At 61.2% G+C, this 17,123-nt stretch carries 14 protein-coding genes and 1 pseudogene; 11 read left to right on the top strand and 4 right to left on the bottom strand.

Going from position 1 to position 17,123, the window contains the following annotated elements; all coding sequences use genetic code 11:
* Positions 1–97 precede the first annotated feature (97 nt).
* From ATY79_RS08805 to ATY79_RS08795, 3 genes and pseudogenes are all read right to left on the bottom strand, one after another.
* A pseudogene (locus ATY79_RS08805) lies at positions 98–754 on the bottom strand (aldehyde dehydrogenase family protein); the annotation flags it as partial.
* Positions 755–961: 207 nt separating this feature from the next.
* Positions 962–2,440, bottom strand: coding sequence for an aldehyde dehydrogenase (locus ATY79_RS08800; RefSeq protein WP_088703539.1), 1,479 nt, complete (start codon positions 2,438–2,440; stop codon positions 962–964).
* 58 nt (positions 2,441–2,498) lie between these two features.
* Positions 2,499–3,950 (bottom strand): APC family permease, encoded by a 1,452-nt coding sequence (locus ATY79_RS08795; RefSeq protein ID WP_088703538.1) that lies wholly within the window; start codon positions 3,948–3,950, stop codon positions 2,499–2,501.
* Positions 3,951–4,271: 321 nt separating this feature from the next.
* Here ATY79_RS08795 and ATY79_RS08790 point away from each other — a divergent pair, with 321 nt between their 5' ends.
* From ATY79_RS08790 to ATY79_RS08765, 6 genes are read left to right on the top strand one after another with little or no spacing between them, the layout of a single operon-like run.
* The gene (locus ATY79_RS08790) at positions 4,272–5,057 is read left to right on the top strand and encodes an IclR family transcriptional regulator (RefSeq protein WP_088703537.1); all 786 of its coding nucleotides are present in this window, start codon (positions 4,272–4,274) and stop codon (positions 5,055–5,057) included.
* Positions 5,057–6,310 carry a Tm-1-like ATP-binding domain-containing protein gene (locus ATY79_RS08785; RefSeq protein ID WP_088703536.1) on the top strand — a complete coding sequence of 418 codons (1,254 nt, stop codon included), beginning with the start codon at positions 5,057–5,059 and terminating at the stop codon, positions 6,308–6,310. The genes ATY79_RS08790 and ATY79_RS08785 overlap by 1 nt, the downstream gene beginning before the upstream one ends.
* Positions 6,307–6,957: an HAD-IA family hydrolase gene (locus tag ATY79_RS08780; protein ID WP_088703535.1), complete on the top strand. Its 651-nt coding sequence runs from the start codon at positions 6,307–6,309 to the stop codon at positions 6,955–6,957. The genes ATY79_RS08785 and ATY79_RS08780 overlap by 4 nt, the downstream gene beginning before the upstream one ends.
* A 17-nt stretch (positions 6,958–6,974) precedes the next feature.
* Positions 6,975–8,345: an aspartate aminotransferase family protein gene (locus tag ATY79_RS08775; RefSeq protein WP_088703534.1), complete on the top strand. Its 1,371-nt coding sequence runs from the start codon at positions 6,975–6,977 to the stop codon at positions 8,343–8,345.
* A 13-nt stretch (positions 8,346–8,358) separates the two neighbouring features.
* Positions 8,359–9,642: an aspartate aminotransferase family protein gene (locus tag ATY79_RS08770; RefSeq protein WP_088703533.1), complete on the top strand. Its 1,284-nt coding sequence runs from the start codon at positions 8,359–8,361 to the stop codon at positions 9,640–9,642.
* 8 nt (positions 9,643–9,650) lie between these two features.
* Positions 9,651–10,670, top strand: coding sequence for a phosphotransferase (locus tag ATY79_RS08765; protein ID WP_088703532.1), 1,020 nt, complete (start codon positions 9,651–9,653; stop codon positions 10,668–10,670).
* Positions 10,671–10,949: 279 nt separating this feature from the next.
* Here ATY79_RS08765 and ATY79_RS08760 read toward each other — a convergent pair whose 3' ends face one another.
* Positions 10,950–11,840, bottom strand: coding sequence for a helix-turn-helix domain-containing protein (locus ATY79_RS08760; RefSeq protein WP_088703531.1), 891 nt, complete (start codon positions 11,838–11,840; stop codon positions 10,950–10,952).
* Between the two features lie 94 nt (positions 11,841–11,934).
* On the opposite strand from ATY79_RS08760, the gene ATY79_RS08755 reads away from it, so the two are divergent.
* From ATY79_RS08755 to hpaD, 5 genes are all read left to right on the top strand, one after another.
* A complete protein-coding gene (locus tag ATY79_RS08755; protein WP_088703530.1) occupies positions 11,935–13,500 on the top strand; it encodes a 4-hydroxyphenylacetate 3-hydroxylase N-terminal domain-containing protein in 1,566 nt (521 codons plus the stop codon).
* Between the two features lie 12 nt (positions 13,501–13,512).
* Positions 13,513–14,025 (top strand): flavin reductase, encoded by a 513-nt coding sequence (locus tag ATY79_RS08750; RefSeq protein ID WP_088703529.1) that lies wholly within the window; start codon positions 13,513–13,515, stop codon positions 14,023–14,025.
* Between the two features lie 107 nt (positions 14,026–14,132).
* On the top strand, positions 14,133–14,519 hold the full coding sequence (locus ATY79_RS08745; RefSeq protein WP_088703528.1) for a 5-carboxymethyl-2-hydroxymuconate Delta-isomerase: 387 nt from the start codon (positions 14,133–14,135) through the stop codon (positions 14,517–14,519).
* Between the two features lie 34 nt (positions 14,520–14,553).
* On the top strand, positions 14,554–16,071 hold the full coding sequence (gene hpaE / locus ATY79_RS08740; RefSeq protein WP_088703527.1) for a 5-carboxymethyl-2-hydroxymuconate semialdehyde dehydrogenase: 1,518 nt from the start codon (positions 14,554–14,556) through the stop codon (positions 16,069–16,071).
* 54 nt (positions 16,072–16,125) lie between these two features.
* Entirely contained in the window at positions 16,126–17,106 is a 981-nt protein-coding gene (hpaD, locus tag ATY79_RS08735) for a 3,4-dihydroxyphenylacetate 2,3-dioxygenase (protein ID WP_088703526.1), read from the top strand.
* Positions 17,107–17,123: the final 17 nt, after the last annotated feature.

Here is a 17,123-nt window from a genome sequence, read left to right as displayed (position 1 = left end):
TCCCCTTGAAAAGCTCAATCTTTTTTTATTTACAAATGTTTAGCCATTTTTTCTCGCTAAAGAACCGTGAAATCAGGCTGGTAAGATTTAGTGCGACCTATGGAATTGAGAGGCAGACGTATTTTAACTCGGTATATTCTTCCAGACCATGTTTCGATCCCTCGCGGCCCAAGCCAGACATCTTAACGCCGCCAAACGGGGCCTCGGCAGTCGATATCAGCCCCGTGTTGACTCCCACCATTCCGTATTCCAAGGCCTCGGCCACGCGAAAAACACGCGAAAGATCACGCGCGTAAAAATAAGACGCCAACCCGAATTCGGTATTGTTTGCTTGTTCGATGACCTGATCCTCGTCGCGAAACCGGAAAAGCGGTGCGAGCGGCCCAAAGGTTTCCTCCTGTGCGACCTGCATACCGGGAGCGACATCGCGCAAAATAGTCGGTTGGAAGAAGTTACCGCCTAGAGCGTGCCTCGTACCGCCCGTCACAATGCTCGCACCCTTGTTCACGGCATCACCAATATGTGCCTCGATCTTCTTGACCGCATTCTGATCGATCAGCGGGCCAAGGACGACGCCGTCATCGAGGCCGTATCCGACCGTCAGTTTGGCAACCGCTTCGGCGAGCTTGGTCGCGAATGCCTCGTAGATGCCATCCTGCACATAAAGCCGATTGGCGCAGACACATGTCTGTCCATTGTTCCTGAACTTGGCGATAATCGCCCCTTCGACCGCCGCATCAAGATCGGCGTCGTCAACCCTCTCCGCGGAAGCATAAGCCTTGAGCGGTCTGATCGAGCATTTCAAGCTGGCTGGCTATGGGGAGGAGCAGAAGCTCCGGATATTAAGGCGATTGGCGTTGAGCGCGATCTTGCATAGATGGGAGTCGGTTCGAGGTCCTCAACCGTAATGGTTTCGAGGAACGTCATCGGCAGCGTCCCCCTGCTGGCCAAGATTCCTTTTTCAGAGCTGAATCCACGCCGTTTTCAGATCGACGTACTTATCGAGCGCATGCAGCGATTTGTCGTGGCCGTTGCCCGATTGTTTGACGCCGCCGAGCGGCACGCTGTTGTCTGAACCGCCATAGGTGTTGACGTGCACGACACCGGCTCGAATGCCGCGCACCATCCGATGGGCGCGCGACAGGTTCGATGTCCAGACGGCGGACGCCAGACCGTATTCCGTAGCGTTGGCGATCTGCAGGGCTTCCGCTTCCGTCTCGAAAGGAATGATCGACAGGATCGGCCCGAAGACCTCCTCGTGCGCGAGCGTCATGGATGGCGTCACATCGAAGACAGTCGGCCTGAAGTAATAGCCGCCCGTATCTTCCAGAATGCGCGTGCCGCCGGTGCGCAATTGAGCACCTTCCGACAAGGCCTGGGCGACATGGCCAAGGTCCTTATGCAGCTGGATCTCGCTTGAGATCGCGCCCGCTTCCGTGGAGAGCTGCAAGGGGTCTCCGACCCTCACGGAAGCGGCGATGCCGGCGACTTTTTCCGAGAATTCCTCGTGGATCGATTTCTCGACCAGCAGGCGGGAGCCTGCGACGCAGACCTGGCCGGAATTGCGGAAGATGCCGTAGGCCGAGATCTTGGCAGCCTGATCGAGATCCGGCGCATCGGCAAAGACGACGTTCGGAGATTTGCCGCCTAGTTCCAAATAGACGCGCTTGAGGTTGGAACGCGCCGAGTATTCGAGCAGCCGGCGTCCGATGGGCCCGGAGCCAGTAAAGGCCAGCACGTCGATATCCATGTGCAGTCCGAGGGCTTCGCCGCTGACGGCGCCGCGCCCGGTGACGACGTTGAGCACGCCATCCGGCAATCCCGCCTCGGCGCAAAGTTCCGCGAGCCGCAGCAGCGTCAGCGACGCGCCCTCGGCCGGTTTCAGCACCACGGAATTGCCGGCCGCAAGTGCCGGCGCGATCTTCCAGGCGCCGATCATCATCGGAAAATTCCACGGCACGATGGCGGCGACGACGCCCACCGGCTCACGGTGAACGAGCCCGAGAATATTGTCGGCCGTCGGCGCGATCTCGCCATAGACCTTGTCGATCGCCTCGGCATAGTAGCGGAAAGTGCCGGCGGCACTGCCCGGCTCGGCCTTCAGCGCCATGGAGATTTCGGTGCCGTTGTCGCGCACGCCGAGCACGGCAAGTTCGAGCGCGTTCTTCTCGATCAGTTCGGCGATCTTCAGCAGCACCTTCTTGCGCTCGGCAGGGGCCGCCCGCGACCAGCCGCCTTTTTCGAAGGCGCGCCGCGCCGCCCCGACCGCCTGGTCGACATCTTCAACGCCGGCAACGGCGATCGTCGTCAGCCTCGTTCCGTCAATCGGCGAGATGACATCCATCGCGGCGCCGCTGACCGCCGGGCGCCAGGCGCCGTCGATGAACAGCGATTGGGAGGGAACGGGCAGTGTCCGCAACTGATCGATCTTGTCCTGCATCTCATGCTCTCACGAAAAAGGGTGACGGATATGATCCGCCACCGTTGATGGGATCACCTCAGGCTTCCTGCCCGGCGCCGAGCCGGGCAAAGCCGACGGCATCCGCCGATTTCAGGCGCGCTGCGGCCAGCAATCCGATGACCCCGGCGACCAGCACGAGACTTGGCAAAAACACGGCGAGCACGCCGTTTGCGCCGGCGATCGCGCCGAAGTTTGCCGAGATATAGTAGACGAGCGCCAGGAGGATCAGCCCGGTGACGACCGGCAGCACCTTGATCACCAGGACGTTGCGCTCAAGCCCCGGATTGCGGCTGAAGAAGACGACGATTGAGAAGGCCGTGAAAGCCATCAGCAGGATGATTGCCAGTGTGGCGACATTCGTGAGCCAGGAGAAGAGCGCCAGCACGGGATCCTGACCCGTCGCCGCAAACAGCCCGACGACGAGCATGGCAATGACGGTCTGGATGATCGACCCGACATGCGGGCTCTGGAAGACAGGATGCGTGACGCCGACCGACTTGGGCAACAGGCCCTCGCGACCCGCAACGAACATATAACGTGCCACGCCATTGTGGAATGCGAGGACGCCGGCAAAGAGGCTAGTGATAAAAAGAAGGCTCATCACGATGGTGATCCAATGGCCGACATAGCGCTCCGCAAGACCGAAGAGGAACGTGGTCGGATCCTGCAGGCCCTGCAATTCCGGCACGAGTTTATCGACGCCGGCGCCGTTGACCATCAGCCAGGAGGTCAGCATGTAGAACAGTCCAATGATCAATACCGAAATATAGGTGGCGCGCGGCACCGTCTTTTCCGGCTCGCGGGCTTCTTCGCTGTAGATGGTCGTCGCTTCGAAGCCGATGAAGGCGGCAAAGCAGAAAAGGATGCCGATGGCCGGCGAACCGCTCAGGAAAGCGGTCGGTGTGAAGGGCGCAGCGGAAAGGCCAGCATCGCCGCCCTTGATGAGGATCGCTGCATCGATGATCAGCACCACGAGATATTCGAGGATCACTAGAACCGTCAGTACCTTGGCGGAGAGATCGACGCGCCTGTAGCCGAAAACGGCGACGAAGGCGATGCCGACATAGGTCCAGACCCACCAGGGTAAAACCAGCCCGTAGCCGGCGAAGAAGCCGGATGTTGCTGCGCCGAACATGCCGAAGACGCCGATCTGCATGGCGTTATAGGCGAGGATCGCGATCAGGGCCGCCGCGCCTCCCATGAGGCCACCGAGCCCCTGCGCCGTATAGGCATAGAAAGCGCCGGCATTGCGGATATGACGCGCCATGGCGACGTAGCCGACGGCAAACAGCAATAGGATGCCGGTCACCAGCAGGAAGGTCAGCGGAATGCCCGATCCGTTGCCGAGCATCATCGACAGCGGCACGCCGCCGGCAACCGCCGTCAAGGGTGCCGCAGCCGAAACCACCAGGAAGGTCACGGCGCCTACGCCGAGACTGTTCTTGCGCAGCTGGTTCTCAGCCGGGACTTGCGAATTTTGCGTGTTCATCTGTCTTCGTTCCCCTTGTGTAAGAGTATCCGATCATCGCTGCGATTGCGCAGGCGACCTCCACCAGAACCGGACTGACGAGCGGTGTTTTCGGCTTTTGTTGATTTTGCCGCCGTCAGCGCTTATGGTTCATTATTTGAACCTCAGCTTCAAATATAGACTTGCAAACAATCCCGGCCTCTGTCAAGTTATTTCGCATGTTAAGTATCTTGGGTCGCTGCCATCGTGCCGCGGAACAGGGTTTGCGGGCTGATTTGACGGATGGCGTAAAGCCGGATGCAACAAGCCGGGACATGAACCCTACCCCCAAGAGGAAGAACGATGAGCACGATCGGAAAGGCGCTTTCATTGCTGGACACCCTGTCACGGCTGGACAAGGAGGTGGGGCTGACAGACATCGCCCGCCTGTGTTCGCTCGACAAGGCGACGGCACGACGCTTTCTGGTGGAACTGGAAAAATACGGTTTCGTCGAGCAGGATCCCGACAGCCGCCGCTACCGGATCGGCTCGGCGCCAGTCCGCCTCGCACGCATTCGCGAAGCCAGGTATCCGTTCCTGCGCGTGGCGATTCCGTTCATCAAGATGCTCGCGGAGGCGTCGACAGAAACGGTGCATCTTTCGGAATTTTCCGGTAGCCGCCTTTCGACTATTCACGTCGAGGATTCCCCCCGCGCCCACCGCGTGATCGTCGAAGTAGGCACCCCACTACCCTTCCACGCGACGGCATCCGGCCTTGCTTTCCTTGCCTTCTGTCCGGCTGACGAAATCGAGGCCACGCTGGAGAAGCCGCTTGAGAAATATACCGAACACACGATCGTCAGTCGCACGGCTGTGCGCAGCCTTCTCGATGAAACGGCGGCACGTGGTTTTTCCGTCAGCTATGAAGGACTTGAAGCTGGGGTCGTCAGCACCGCCGCACCGATCCGCTCGCCCGGGGGGCGACCAATCGGCTGTGTGGCGATCGCAGCCCCCTTGGTGCGTGCCAGGAAGGCTGGCCTCCTGGAATTCGGCGCGCAGGCAGTCGCTGCGGCCAATGCAATCTCAGAAAAATATTATGGGTCGGAAGGACCCATGGGAACCATTGAAAAAATCAGGAGGACAGATTGATGAGCCCGGAGGCTCCCTCACCAAGGATACTCGTCATCGGAACAGGTGACACCAAATGCGAAGAACTGCAATTCATGGCGTCCGTCATCACGGAAGCCGACGGCCAGCCAATCATGGTCGACGTCAGCGTGCTCGGCGATCCGCCCTACAGTCCCGATTATTCCAAGCATGACATTGCCAGGGCCGCCGCGACCACGATCGAGGCAATCGCCGAAAGCGGCGATGAAAATAGCGCCATGGCAGCCATGGCAAAGGGCGCGGCAGCACTGACCCGGCGCCTCTATGAAGACGGACTTGTCGACGGCGTCATCGTGCTCGGCGGCTCCATGGGGACGGATCTGGCGCTCGATGTCGCGGCTGTCCTGCCGCTCGGCGTCCCGAAATTCGTGGTTTCGACCATCGCCTATTCTCACCTTATCCCGCCTGAACGCATTGCGCCCGATCTGATGATGATCCTGTGGGCTGGCGGTCTCTATGGTCTCAACAGCATCTGTCGATCGGTCCTGTCGCAGGCCTGCGGCGCGGTCGTCGGAGCGGCAAAGCACGGAACCAGACCCGATAGGGAAAGGCCGCTCGTCGGCATGACCTCTCTTGGGTCGTCCTGCCTGAAATATATGAAGTATCTGCGGCCTGAGCTTGAAAGGCGGGGCTATGACCTCGCCGTATTCCATGCCACTGGCATGGGCGGGCGGGCTTACGAAGCCATCGCCTCGAAGGGCGACTTTGCCGCCGTCTTCGATTTCTGCATCCAGGAAGTCAGCAATCATCACTACAGCAGCGTCGTCACCTCCGGGTCGGACAGGCTGGAAAATGCCGGACGCGCCGGCATTCCGCAGATCGTCGCCCCCGGCGCCGTCGACATGGTCGATCTTCAGGCCTGGCAGGCCCTGCCCGAAATTTTCGCCGACCGCCCCTACCATGCTCATAATAGGCTGATCGGGTCGGTGACGACCTCGCCGGAAGGCCGGCGGGAAGTTGCTCGGCTGATCGGACAAAAATTGGGACAGGCCGGCGCCAAGGTCGCCTTCCTGCTGCCGACCGAAGGGCTGCAGGAATGGGACAAGCCGGACGAGCCGCTGCACGATCCGGACGGCCTCGCCGCCTTCCTCGACGAGATGCGCCGCGCGGTTCCGCCCTCCGTCACCTTCCAGGAAGTCGACGCCCACATCAACTCTCCCTCCTTTTCCGCTGCAGCCCTTGCCATTTTCGACAGCTGGGTGGCCGAGGGCATCATTCCGGAAGGACGGCCATGATGAGTGAACGCGCCCTCATCCTCGATTTCGGCGGTGTCGTTACCCGCACCCTGTTCGAGACGCATGACATCACCGAGCGGACGCTCGGCCTGCCGCAAGGCTCGCTCACCTGGCGCGGACCGTTCGACATCGCGACCGACCCGCTCTGGGTAGCGATGCAGAACCGCGAGATCACCGAACGCGATTATTGGCTGACGCGGGCCGGCGAGATCGGCCGGATGGTCGGAGAGAGCTGGACCGATATGCAGACATTCGTGCGCCGCGCCCGCGGCACCGAACCCGAACTGGTGCTGCGGCCGGAGGCCCGCTACTCCATTCTGCGGGCGAAGGAGGCGGGGTTGAAGCTCGCGATCCTCTCGAACGAGCTCGATCTCTTCTACGGCGTCGAATTCCGAAAGCGCTTCCCGCTGATCGACCTCTTCGACGTCATCGTCGACGCCACCTACACCAAGATCCTCAAGCCCGACCCGCGCGCCTATGAGCAAGTGCTTTCCGAGCTCGGCCTGCCGCGCGAAGCCTGCGTCTTTGTCGACGACCAGAAGAAGAACATCGAAGGCGCCGAAGACGTCGGATTGCCGCATGTGCATTTCGACGTCACCCGCCCTGCTGAAAGCTATGCCCGCGCGCTTGCGATGCTGGGCCTCTGAACCCGAGAGGAATTGAGATGCGTGAAACCAACTTCATAATCGAAAACAACGCCCGCCACCTGTGGCACCCGATGGCCCATCCGGCCGAAATGCAGGCCCAGCCGCCGCGCATCATCAATTCCGGCGAGGGCGTCGAGATCGTCGATATCCAGGGCAAGAAGGTGCTGGATGCCGTGGGCGGCCTGTGGAACGTCAATCTCGGCTATTCCTGCGAGCCGGTGAAGAAGGCGATCCGTGACCAGCTCGACGAACTGCCCTATTATTCGACATTTCGCGGCACGACCAACTCTCCGCTGATCGAGCTGTCCTACGAGCTTGCCGAATGGTTCAGGCCGGACGGTTTGAGCCGTTCCTTCTTCACCTCGGGCGGCTCGGATTCGGTCGAGACCTGCCTGCGGCTCGCCCGGCAATATCACAAGATCACCGGGCAGCCGGAGCGCACCAAATTCGTCGCGCTGAAGAAGGGCTATCACGGCACGCATTTCGGCGGCGCCTCCGTCAACGGCAACCAGAATTTCCGACGCAATTACGAACCGCTGCTTCCGGGCGTCATCCATCTGCCGGCGCCGTTCTCCTATCACAACCCGTTCGACACGACGGATGGCGCAGAGATCGCCGCCGCGATCGGCCGGCTCTTCGAGGACGAGATCGCCTTCCAGGGGGCCGACACCATCGCCGCCCTGATCGTCGAACCGGTGCTCGGCGCCGGCGGCGTCATCGTTCCGCACGAGACCTTCCTGCCGCTGATGCGCGAAATCTGCGACCGTCACGGCATCCTGCTGATCGCCGATGAAGTCATCACCGCTTTCGGCCGCACCGGCGCCTGGACCGGATCACGCCTCTGGGGCGTCAAACCGGATCTGATGTCCACCGCCAAGGCAATCACCAATGGCTACTTCCCCTTCGGCGCCGTCATGATTTCCGACAAAGTGGCAGAAGTCTTCGAAGGCAGCAAGAACGGGCTCGGCAGCATCGGCCACGGCTACACCTATTCCGGCCATCCGGCCGGTGCGGCTGCCGCCCTTGCGACACTCAAGGAAACCAGACGGCTGAACGTCGCCGCGAATGCCGCCGTGCGCGGAGAGGAATTGCTGCAGGGCCTCCGGGCGCTGCAGAACAAGCACGAGCTTATCGGCGACGTCAGAGGCAAAGGTCTCATGTGCGCGCTCGAGCTCGCCAGCGATCGCGAAAAGAAGATTGCCGCCGGCAAGGACGTGCTGCAGACAGTTCAAGATGTCGCCTACGAGGCCGGCGTTCTCGTTCGCACCTCCGGCCCCAACATCATCATGTCGCCGCCGCTCGTCATTACGGCCAAAGACGTCGGGCGCATACTCGACGCGCTCGACTCTGGGCTGGCCGCCGCAGGAAAATTACTGCATTCCAGATAATTAGGACCTGAACATGTCGGATAATAGTGCTCTCATCGCCCGCCGCGAACGGCTGCTGGGCCGCAACATGTCACTCTTCTACCAGGACCCTGTGCATCTCGTGCGCGGCGAGGGCGTCTGGCTCTGGGATGCTGACGGCCGGCGCTATCTCGACTGCTACAACAATGTACCCCATGTCGGCCATTGCCACCCACGCGTGGTCGAAGCCATCACGCGGCAGGCTTCGACGCTCAACACCCATACCCGCTACCTGCACGAGGGCATTCTCGAATACGTGGAACGCCTGACTGCAACCTTCGATGATCCGCTCAACTCGGCGATCCTGACCTGCACAGGCAGCGAGGCGAACGACGTCGCGTTGCGCATGGCGCAGGCGATCACCGGGAGGACCGGTGTGATCGCCACCAACCACACCTATCATGGAAATACGACGGCAGTTTCACAGCTTTCCACCCGCATGCCGCCGGTCGGCGGCTTCGGCGGCCATGTTCGTCACGTGCCGGCGCCCGACAGCTATCGCCCGCTCGGCGGTGAAGGCGGCGAGGCCTTCGCAACGGCCTTCGCAGCCGAGGTAGAGAAGGCGATCGCCTCTCTTCAGGATAGCCCACACGGCTTCTCCGCCATCATCATCGATCCGTTTTTCGCCAATGAGGGCTTTCCGGATCTGCCGCCGGGCTTCTTGGACAAGACGGTTGCAGCCGTACGTAAGGCCGGCGGCCTCGTGATTACCGACGAGGTGCAGCCCGGTTTCGGCCGTACTGGCTCGCATATGTGGGGTCATCAGCACGCCGGTATCGTTCCGGACATCGTGACACTCGGCAAACCAATGGCAAACGGCCATCCGGTCGGCGGGGTCGTGGCCAACATTGAGAGCGTCAACGCTTTCCGCCGGGCCTTCCGCTATTTCAACACCTTCGGCGGCAATCCGGTCTCCTGCGCGGCGGCCATGGCCGTGCTCGATGTGATCGAGGACGAGAACCTCATCGAGAACGCCCGCAATGTCGGCGAATATACGCGCGACGCCTTCAAGAGGCTGGCGCAGAAGCACTCGATCATCGGTGACGTCCGCGGCAGCGGTCTCTTCATGGGCACCGAATTCGTGCTGGACCGGACGACGAAAAAGCCCGCTCCCGACCCGGCGACGACGATCATCAATGCGATGCGCGAACGCGGCGTGCTGATGGGCAAGATCGGGGTCCACGAATGCAGCACGAAGATCCGGCCGCCAATGCCGTTTTCGAAGGAGAATGCCGACATCGTGGTATCGATCCTCGACGATGTCCTCTCCGCATTGTGAGCCTTTCGATGAACGACGCCAAGGCCGACGCCCTTCTAGATGCCCTGCCCGCACGAGCGAAGGAAGCGCTTCATCACTGGGATCTGGCAGACCAGACGCCTGAGCTTCTGAAATTCCGCGAGAATGCGGTGTTTCGCATTCGTCTGGCCGATGGCGAACCCGCGGCCCTTCGGCTGCATCGCCCCGGCTACCACGACGATCGAACCCTCGTGTCCGAGCTGCAGTGGATGGCCGCGCTCAAGGCCGGCGGGCTGCGCGTCCCTGCACCGATCCCAACCTTGGACGGCCACAATCTCGTGACCTTGCCGGCCACACCGGCCTTCGCCAGCCAGCACGCCGACATCGTGAGCTGGATGAGCGGCGAGGAACTGGGCCGTTCCGGCGTCCCGCTTCGTCATTCGCCCGATCGTATCGAAGCCATTTTCGGTCAGCTCGGCGAAGCCATGGCCGAGCTACACAACATCTCCGACCGGTGGACGCCGGCTGCATCCTTCACCCGCCCGGCGTGGGACTTCGACGGATTGCTCGGGGAAAACCCGTTCTGGGGCCGGTTCTGGGACTGTCCGGGGCTGGCACCTGAAGCAGCACGGCAACTTGCAGATTTGCGGCTCGTTCTTGGTAAGAAGTTGAAAGCCGTTGAGCGGTCCGGGCTCGACTACGGTCTCATTCACGCGGATCTGGTGCGCGAAAACGTGCTCGTCGGTCCAGACCATGTCGAGCTCATTGATTTCGATGATGCAGGCCACGGCTGGCGCATGTTTGACATCGCCACGACGCTGCTCAGAAGCCGGCATGAGCCTTGTTACGCGCTGATCCGCGACGTCCTTATCGCCGGATACCGAAAACGACGGCCCCTGCCCGATGCGGCGCTCGAAACGCTGCCGCTGTTTCTGCTGTTGAGAAGCCTTACCTATATCGGCTGGGTCGGCGATCGTCCGACGACACCAGATGCCGAACAACGCATGGCACGATATGTCACGGAAGCCCTTGAACTCGCCGCCCCGCTTCTGCGAGGCCGCCGGGACTGAACGGGTGCCAGGTGCGGCGCCCTTTCCAATGCGAAAGATTGAGTAGAACGCTGCGGGAGACCGGCAAAGAAACGTCGCCGATCACCGCGCGCGGGGTCACTCATCTCTGCTCAAAGTTTTGGCTTATCGCGGTCGGCGAAGCACATTGACGACGGCTCTGCGGCTATCGTTCCGTTACCTTGGAGAACAGCAGGGCGAGCCGTCTCCCGGTCACCCGGGCTCCACCCCGATCAGGCCCCTGCCACACTGATATTCAAGGTTGCCTTTTCAAGAGCAAACTCAGGCAACCGGAGCCTCCTTCTCCGGCTGCAAATGCCGGCAACGCCAAGCAGCCGGCGCTTCGCCGGTCCGCTTGCGGAAGAAACGCGAGAAATAGGCGGGATCGTCAAAGCCGATCTCGCGACCGATATCCTCGACGGGACGGATGGTGAATTTCAGCAGCCGCTTGGCCTCCAGAAGACGCCGATTGAGCAGTATTTCCTTGACGGTTAGCCCGAAGACTTCGCGCGCCGCCTTGTCGAGCAAATGCTGCGTGGTCGACAGCAGGTCCACGTAGCGACCGACCGGCCAATTCTCCTTGTAATGATGGTCGACAGCGCGGCGGAGCGCCATGCCCAAAACGACCGTCGGCGACGCAGCGTCCAGGCCGCTACTCCCGCCAAACCGTGCCATTAGCGAAAGCACCACCGATACCAGCCCCATGAGCACATTCTCGCTGGCGCCTGCGTCGGTGCGGTATTCATCGGCTATGATCGCGAGTAGTGAACCTATCCTCGCCCAGTTGCCGTCATGTCGCTCTCCCGTGAGCAGCACAGGTACGTCGAGGCCTAGATCGACCTGCGGAGCCATGGCCCGCAAGAGATCGTCGGATATCGAGACGACGATCGCGTCCGATTGTTCGCCTACATCGAAACCATGCACCACGTTGCTCGGCACGAAACTGATAGTGGGAGCAGAAAAATTCCAAGTCTCGTCCTCGATCCGATAGGTGCCTCCGCCTTCGAACCAATAGGTTATCTGTCCCATCAGCGGGTGCTTGTGCGGCGCAATATGGCCGAGATGCACACTTTTTCGCTCCATTACCGTCTCGACGTGAAGGAAGCCGACATCGAGTTCGCGGCTAGGCTCGCCGTAGACGAAGAAGGAGGGAACATCGTTTCTCGTGATCATGCCAGAAAAAGTACAAGCGAATTGCCTCCTTTGTCCATGGTCCGCATCCCCTCCCCGATTTAGCTTTTGTCAATATTCCAAGGGAGGATTCGAGATGCGAGCTGAAGACCACCGTTCCGACAAAAGCCGTCCGTTTACGGGCGCCGAATACTTGGCCAGCCTGCGCGACGGGCGTGAGGTCTATATCAACGGCGAACGCATCGCCGACGTCACGACGCACCCGTCGATGCGCAACGCCGCCCGCTCGATTGCGAGAATGTATGACGTGCTGCATGACGAGAAGACGAAAGATCGGCTGACCTCGCCGACGGATACCGGCTCGGGCGGCTACACTCATAAATATTTCCGTGTGGCGAAGTCCTCCGCAGAACTCGTAGCCCAGCAGGGGGCCATCGCCGACTGGGCGCGCATGTCCTACGGCTGGATGGGGCGCACCGCTGACTACAAGGCGGCGCTGATGAACACGCTAGGGGCAAATGCCGATTGGTACGGCCCGTTCAAGGACAACGCACTTGCCTGGCACAAGCGGGCGCAAGAATCGGTTTTGTTCATGAACCACGCGATTGTTAATCCGCCTATCGACCGGCACAAGCCGGCGGACGCGGTGAAGGACGTATTCGTCCATATCACCAAGGAAACCGACGCCGGCATCTACGTCTCGGGCGCCAAGGTGGTTGCAACCTCGTCGGCTCTGACCCATTACAATTTCCTCGCCCAGAGTTCTGCTACAGTGACCGAGGATCCCTCGCTCTCGGTGATGTTCATCGTTCCGATGAATGCGCCCGGCATCAAAATGTTCTGCCGCGTTTCCTACGAGCAGACGGCGAATTCGGCGGGTCATCCATACGACTATCCGCTGTCGTCGCGCTTCGACGAAAACGACGCCATCCTTGTGCTCGACAACGTCTTTGTGCCCTGGGAGGACGTGCTGGTGCTGCGCGATGCAGCAAAAATCCTCTCCTTCCACCCGGCCTCGGGCTTCATGCACGGTTACTGCTTCCAGGGCTGCACCCGGCTAGCTGTGAAGATGGATTTCCTCGCTGGCCTGCTCGCCAAAGCGCTACGCGCCACCGGCGGCGATGCTTTCCGCGGCAACCAAGCCATGCTCGGCGAGGTCATCGCCATCCGCCATCAATTCTGGTCCTTCTCCGACGCCATGGCCCATAACCCGATCCCGTGGGCAGGCGGGTCCGTGCTGCCGAACCTCGAGGCGGCACTTTGCTACCGCACCTTCATGTCGGAGGCCTACCCGAAGGTCATTGACATCATTCGCCGTACGGTCGCTTCCGGCCTCATCTATCTGCCTTCCTCGGTCAAGGATTTTGCGAACCCAGAGATCGACCGCTATCTCGCGCAGTATGTCCGCGGCTCGAATGACATGGGTCACATCGAGCGCATCAAGATCATGAAGTTGCTCTGGGATGCGACGGGTACAGAGTTCGGTGGCCGCCACGCTCTTTATGAACTGAACTATGCCGGCGCGCCGGAAGAGGTTCGGCTGCAGGTGCTGAAGGGCGCCGAACGCGGCGGACGCCTCAAGGCGATGGAAGCGCTCGTCGACCAGTGTATGGCCGACTACGACGAAAACGGCTGGACGGGTGACACCTGGCTGGCGCCGTTGAGTGGTGCCCCGGCGATCCGTAGTGCGGCGGCCGAGTGAAGGGAGAGCGTCATGGAGGAGGCTACCTCAAAAACCGAGTTTCGCAATGCGATGGCGCGTGTTTGCGCCCCCGTCAATGTCATCACGACGAACGGCCCCGCCGGGCGCGGCGGGTTTACCGCCACCGCCATGTGCTCGGTCACCGACGAGCCGCCAACGCTGCTCGTATGCATGAACAGTCGCTCGGCCCAGACCGGCGTTTTCGTCGAGAACCGGCGCTTCTGCGTCAACGTGCTGACCGGAGAGCACAGGGATCTTGCCGCCTACTTCGCCGGCCAGCAGCCGGACATGGACGCCCGCTATGCGGCGGCAGAGTGGCTCGACCTTCGCTCCGGCAACCAGGCGCTTTCCGATGCGATCGTCTCCTTCGACTGCCGAATGGTCGAGGCGCGCCCCGTCGGCACGCACAACATTTTCATCGGCGAGGTTGTGGAGATCCGCACGCGCAAGGATGGTCACGCGCTTCTCTATTTCGATCGCAATTACGTGCACGTGCCGACCCAGACGGGCAGTTTCGGCGGCTGAGGGGCCATCTTCTATCCCATTTGCGCGTCTGCGATTGCGATCGGCGAAAAGCCGCTTGACAGCAGCGCTATTATTTAACATGTTAATAAAAAGACACGGGAGGATCCATGCCGCATCTCACTGTGGAATATTCCGCCAATCTTGATGACCGCGCCGACATCGGCGCGCTCTGCCGCAGCCTCTTGAAAGCAGTGCTGTCGACCGAGCTCTTCGAGATCGGCGCGGTGCGGGTGCGCGCGATCCGCTGTGAGCAGTATGCGATCGCCGATCAACTGCCCGAGAACGCTTTCGTGGACTTGAACTTCCGCATCGGCACCGGTCGATCCCTAGAAGACAAGAAGCGCGCCGGCGAGGCGATCTTTGCTGCTGCAGCAGAGGCGCTCGCACCGCTGTTTGCCAGCCCGCACTTCGCCCTGTCGCTAGAAATTCGCGAGATCGGCCCTGATCTCAGCTGGAAGCGAAACGCCATACACCCTCGCCTGCGCGGCCAATAGGCCTTTGCGGCGACTGGAAACCCAAGGAAACATCATGTCGAAACTGCAAGAAAATATCGCGAAGGCAGAGGCCTATCTCGCCCGGAATAAAGAGCGCGGCCTTGCCAACCGCATCGGCGGCGAGGATGTTTGGGCGGCCGACGGTTCAACCTTCGAGACGATCTCGCCCGTCGATCTGCAGCCGCTTGCCAAGGTCGCCCGCGGCAAGGCTGAGGACATCGACCGCGCGGCAAGGGCCGCCAAAGCCGCTTTCGCGGAATGGGCGGCAATGCCGGGCGAGGAGCGCAAGAAGCTCTTGCACAAGGTTGCCGAAGCGATCGTCGCGCGCGCCGAGGAAATCGCCTTCGTCGAGTGCATGGACACCGGGCAGTCGCTGAAGTTCATGGCCAAGGCGGCACTGCGCGGTGCAGAGAACTTCCGGTTCTTTGCCGATCGAGCGCCCGAAGCGCGCGACGGCAAGTCGCTCAGGGCCGAGGGCCAGGTCAACCTCACGACCCGCGTGCCGATCGGCCCGGTCGGTGTGATCACGCCCTGGAACACGCCCTTTATGCTATCAACGTGGAAGATCGCACCGGCCCTCGCCGCCGGCTGCACCATCGTCCACAAGCCGGCTGAATTCTCGCCGCTGACGGCGCGCCTGCTGGTGGAGATTGCCGAGGATGCCGGCCTGCCGAAGGGCGTCTGGAACCTCGTCAACGGCTTCGGCGAGGATGCCGGCCGCGCGCTTACCGAACATCCGCTGATCAAGGCGATCGGTTTCGTCGGCGAGAGCCACACCGGCTCGATGATCATGCGCCAGGGGGCCGAGACGCTGAAGCGCGTGCATTTCGAGCTTGGTGGCAAGAACCCGGTCATTGTCTTCGCCGATGCCGATCTCGAGCGTGCAGCGGACGCTGCCGTCTTCATGATCTATTCGCTGAACGGCGAGCGCTGCACCTCGTCGTCGCGCCTTCTCGTCGAGGAAAGCGTCTACGAAGAATTCACAGCGCTCGTCGCCGAAAGGGCCAGCCGTATCAAGGTCGGACATCCTCTCGATCCCGAGACGGTCGTCGGCCCGCTGATCCATCCGGTGCATGAGAAGAAGGTACTGGAATATATTGCGATCGGCCGCTCTGAGGGCGCCAAGGTTGCCGCCGGCGGCACCAAGTTCGAAGGACCCGGCGGCGGCTGCTACGTTTCCCCGACGCTCTTTACCGGTGCCAACAACAAAATGCGCATCGCCCAAGAAGAGATCTTCGGCCCGGTCCTGACCGCCATCCCCTTCAAGGATGAGGACGAGGCCCTGGCGCTCGCCAACGACGTCCAGTACGGCCTGACCGGTTATCTCTGGACCTCGGACGTCACACGTGCCTTCCGCTTCACGGATCACCTCGAGGCCGGGATGATCTGGGTAAATTCGGAAAATGTCCGCCACCTGCCGACACCCTTCGGCGGGGTCAAGAATTCCGGTATCGGCCGCGACGGCGGCGACTGGTCCTTCGACTTCTACATGGAGACGAAGAACATCGCCTTCGCGACCAAGCCGCATGCCATCCAGAAATTGGGCGGCTGATTTCCAAGCAATCTTGAATGTTGCCAGCCGAGAGGCGGGCCGGAGGAGAACCTGATGCCGATACCCCAACCCAACCTTTACCCGCCCTTCAACATCGTCCGGCTGAGCCACGTCGAGTTTGGGGTTACTGACCTTGCCAAGTCGCGCGCGTTCTACGTGGATACGCTTGGCCTGCAGGTGACCGACGAAACCTCGGACACCATCTATCTGCGCGCCTTGGAAGAGCGCGGCCATCACTGCATCGTCTTGAAGAAGTCCGAAAAGGCAGAAGCTCGCGACCTCGGCTTCAAGGTCTTCAGTGACGAGGATCTCGACAAGGCCGTGCATTTCTTCAACGCCAGGGGCCTGCCGGTGGAATGGATCGAGCGACCCTATCAGGCCCGCACCTTCCGCACCAGCGATCCGCATGGCATCCCACTCGAATTCTATTCGAAGATGGACCGGTTGCCACCGATCCACCAGAAATATGCACTTTACAAGGGCGTGAAGCCGCTTCGCATCGACCACTTCAACTGCTTCTCCCCGAACGTCGATCAGTCGGTCGCCTTCTACAACGAGCTCGGCTTCCGTGTGACCGAGTACACCGAGGACGAGGAAACCGGTCGCCTCTGGGCCGCCTGGACCCACCGCAAGGGCGGCGTGCACGATATCGCCTTTACCAACGGTCGCGGCCCGCGCCTGCACCATACCGCCTTCTGGGTGCCGACGCCGCTCAACATCATCGATCTGCTCGACCTGATGGCGACCACCGGCTGGGTGGCGAATATTGAGCGTGGCCCCGGCCGTCACGGCATTTCGAATGCCTTCTTCCTCTATATCCTCGACCCCGACGGCCATCGCATCGAAATCTACTGCTCTGACTACCAGACGGTTGATCCGGACCTCGAGCCGATCAAATGGGACCTTAAGGACCCGCAGCGCCAGACGCTCTGGGGTGCACCAGCGCCGAAGTCCTGGTTCGAGCATGGCAGCCTGTTTGCCGGCACCGAGCCGAGGGAGGCGGATCTCAAGGCACAGCCCATTATTGCACCTTGAAACTTTCCCCACCTGGG

Origin of the sequence: Rhizobium sp. R693 (assembly GCF_002211315.1) — a bacterium.
In the GTDB taxonomy this organism is placed as follows: domain Bacteria; phylum Pseudomonadota; class Alphaproteobacteria; order Rhizobiales; family Rhizobiaceae; genus Rhizobium.
This window is presented reverse-complemented; position numbering and strand designations above follow the sequence as displayed.

Bases quoted from the DNA above. Each gene is read 5' to 3' on its own strand.
- ATY79_RS08800 (WP_088703539.1), bottom strand. From the start codon at position 2,440: ATGCAGGACAAGATCGATCAGTTGCGGACACTGCCCGTTCCCTCCCAA.
- ATY79_RS08795 (WP_088703538.1), bottom strand. From the start codon at position 3,950: ATGAACACGCAAAATTCGCAAGTCCCGGCTGAGAACCAGCTGCGCAAG.
- ATY79_RS08790 (WP_088703537.1), top strand. From the start codon at position 4,272: ATGAGCACGATCGGAAAGGCGCTTTCATTGCTGGACACCCTGTCACGG.
- ATY79_RS08785 (WP_088703536.1), top strand. From the start codon at position 5,057: ATGAGCCCGGAGGCTCCCTCACCAAGGATACTCGTCATCGGAACAGGT.
- ATY79_RS08780 (WP_088703535.1), top strand. From the start codon at position 6,307: ATGATGAGTGAACGCGCCCTCATCCTCGATTTCGGCGGTGTCGTTACC.
- ATY79_RS08775 (WP_088703534.1), top strand. From the start codon at position 6,975: ATGCGTGAAACCAACTTCATAATCGAAAACAACGCCCGCCACCTGTGG.
- ATY79_RS08770 (WP_088703533.1), top strand. From the start codon at position 8,359: ATGTCGGATAATAGTGCTCTCATCGCCCGCCGCGAACGGCTGCTGGGC.
- ATY79_RS08765 (WP_088703532.1), top strand. From the start codon at position 9,651: ATGAACGACGCCAAGGCCGACGCCCTTCTAGATGCCCTGCCCGCACGA.
- ATY79_RS08760 (WP_088703531.1), bottom strand. From the start codon at position 11,840: ATGATCACGAGAAACGATGTTCCCTCCTTCTTCGTCTACGGCGAGCCT.
- ATY79_RS08755 (WP_088703530.1), top strand. From the start codon at position 11,935: ATGCGAGCTGAAGACCACCGTTCCGACAAAAGCCGTCCGTTTACGGGC.
- ATY79_RS08750 (WP_088703529.1), top strand. From the start codon at position 13,513: ATGGAGGAGGCTACCTCAAAAACCGAGTTTCGCAATGCGATGGCGCGT.
- ATY79_RS08745 (WP_088703528.1), top strand. From the start codon at position 14,133: ATGCCGCATCTCACTGTGGAATATTCCGCCAATCTTGATGACCGCGCC.
- hpaE (WP_088703527.1), top strand. From the start codon at position 14,554: ATGTCGAAACTGCAAGAAAATATCGCGAAGGCAGAGGCCTATCTCGCC.
- hpaD (WP_088703526.1), top strand. From the start codon at position 16,126: ATGCCGATACCCCAACCCAACCTTTACCCGCCCTTCAACATCGTCCGG.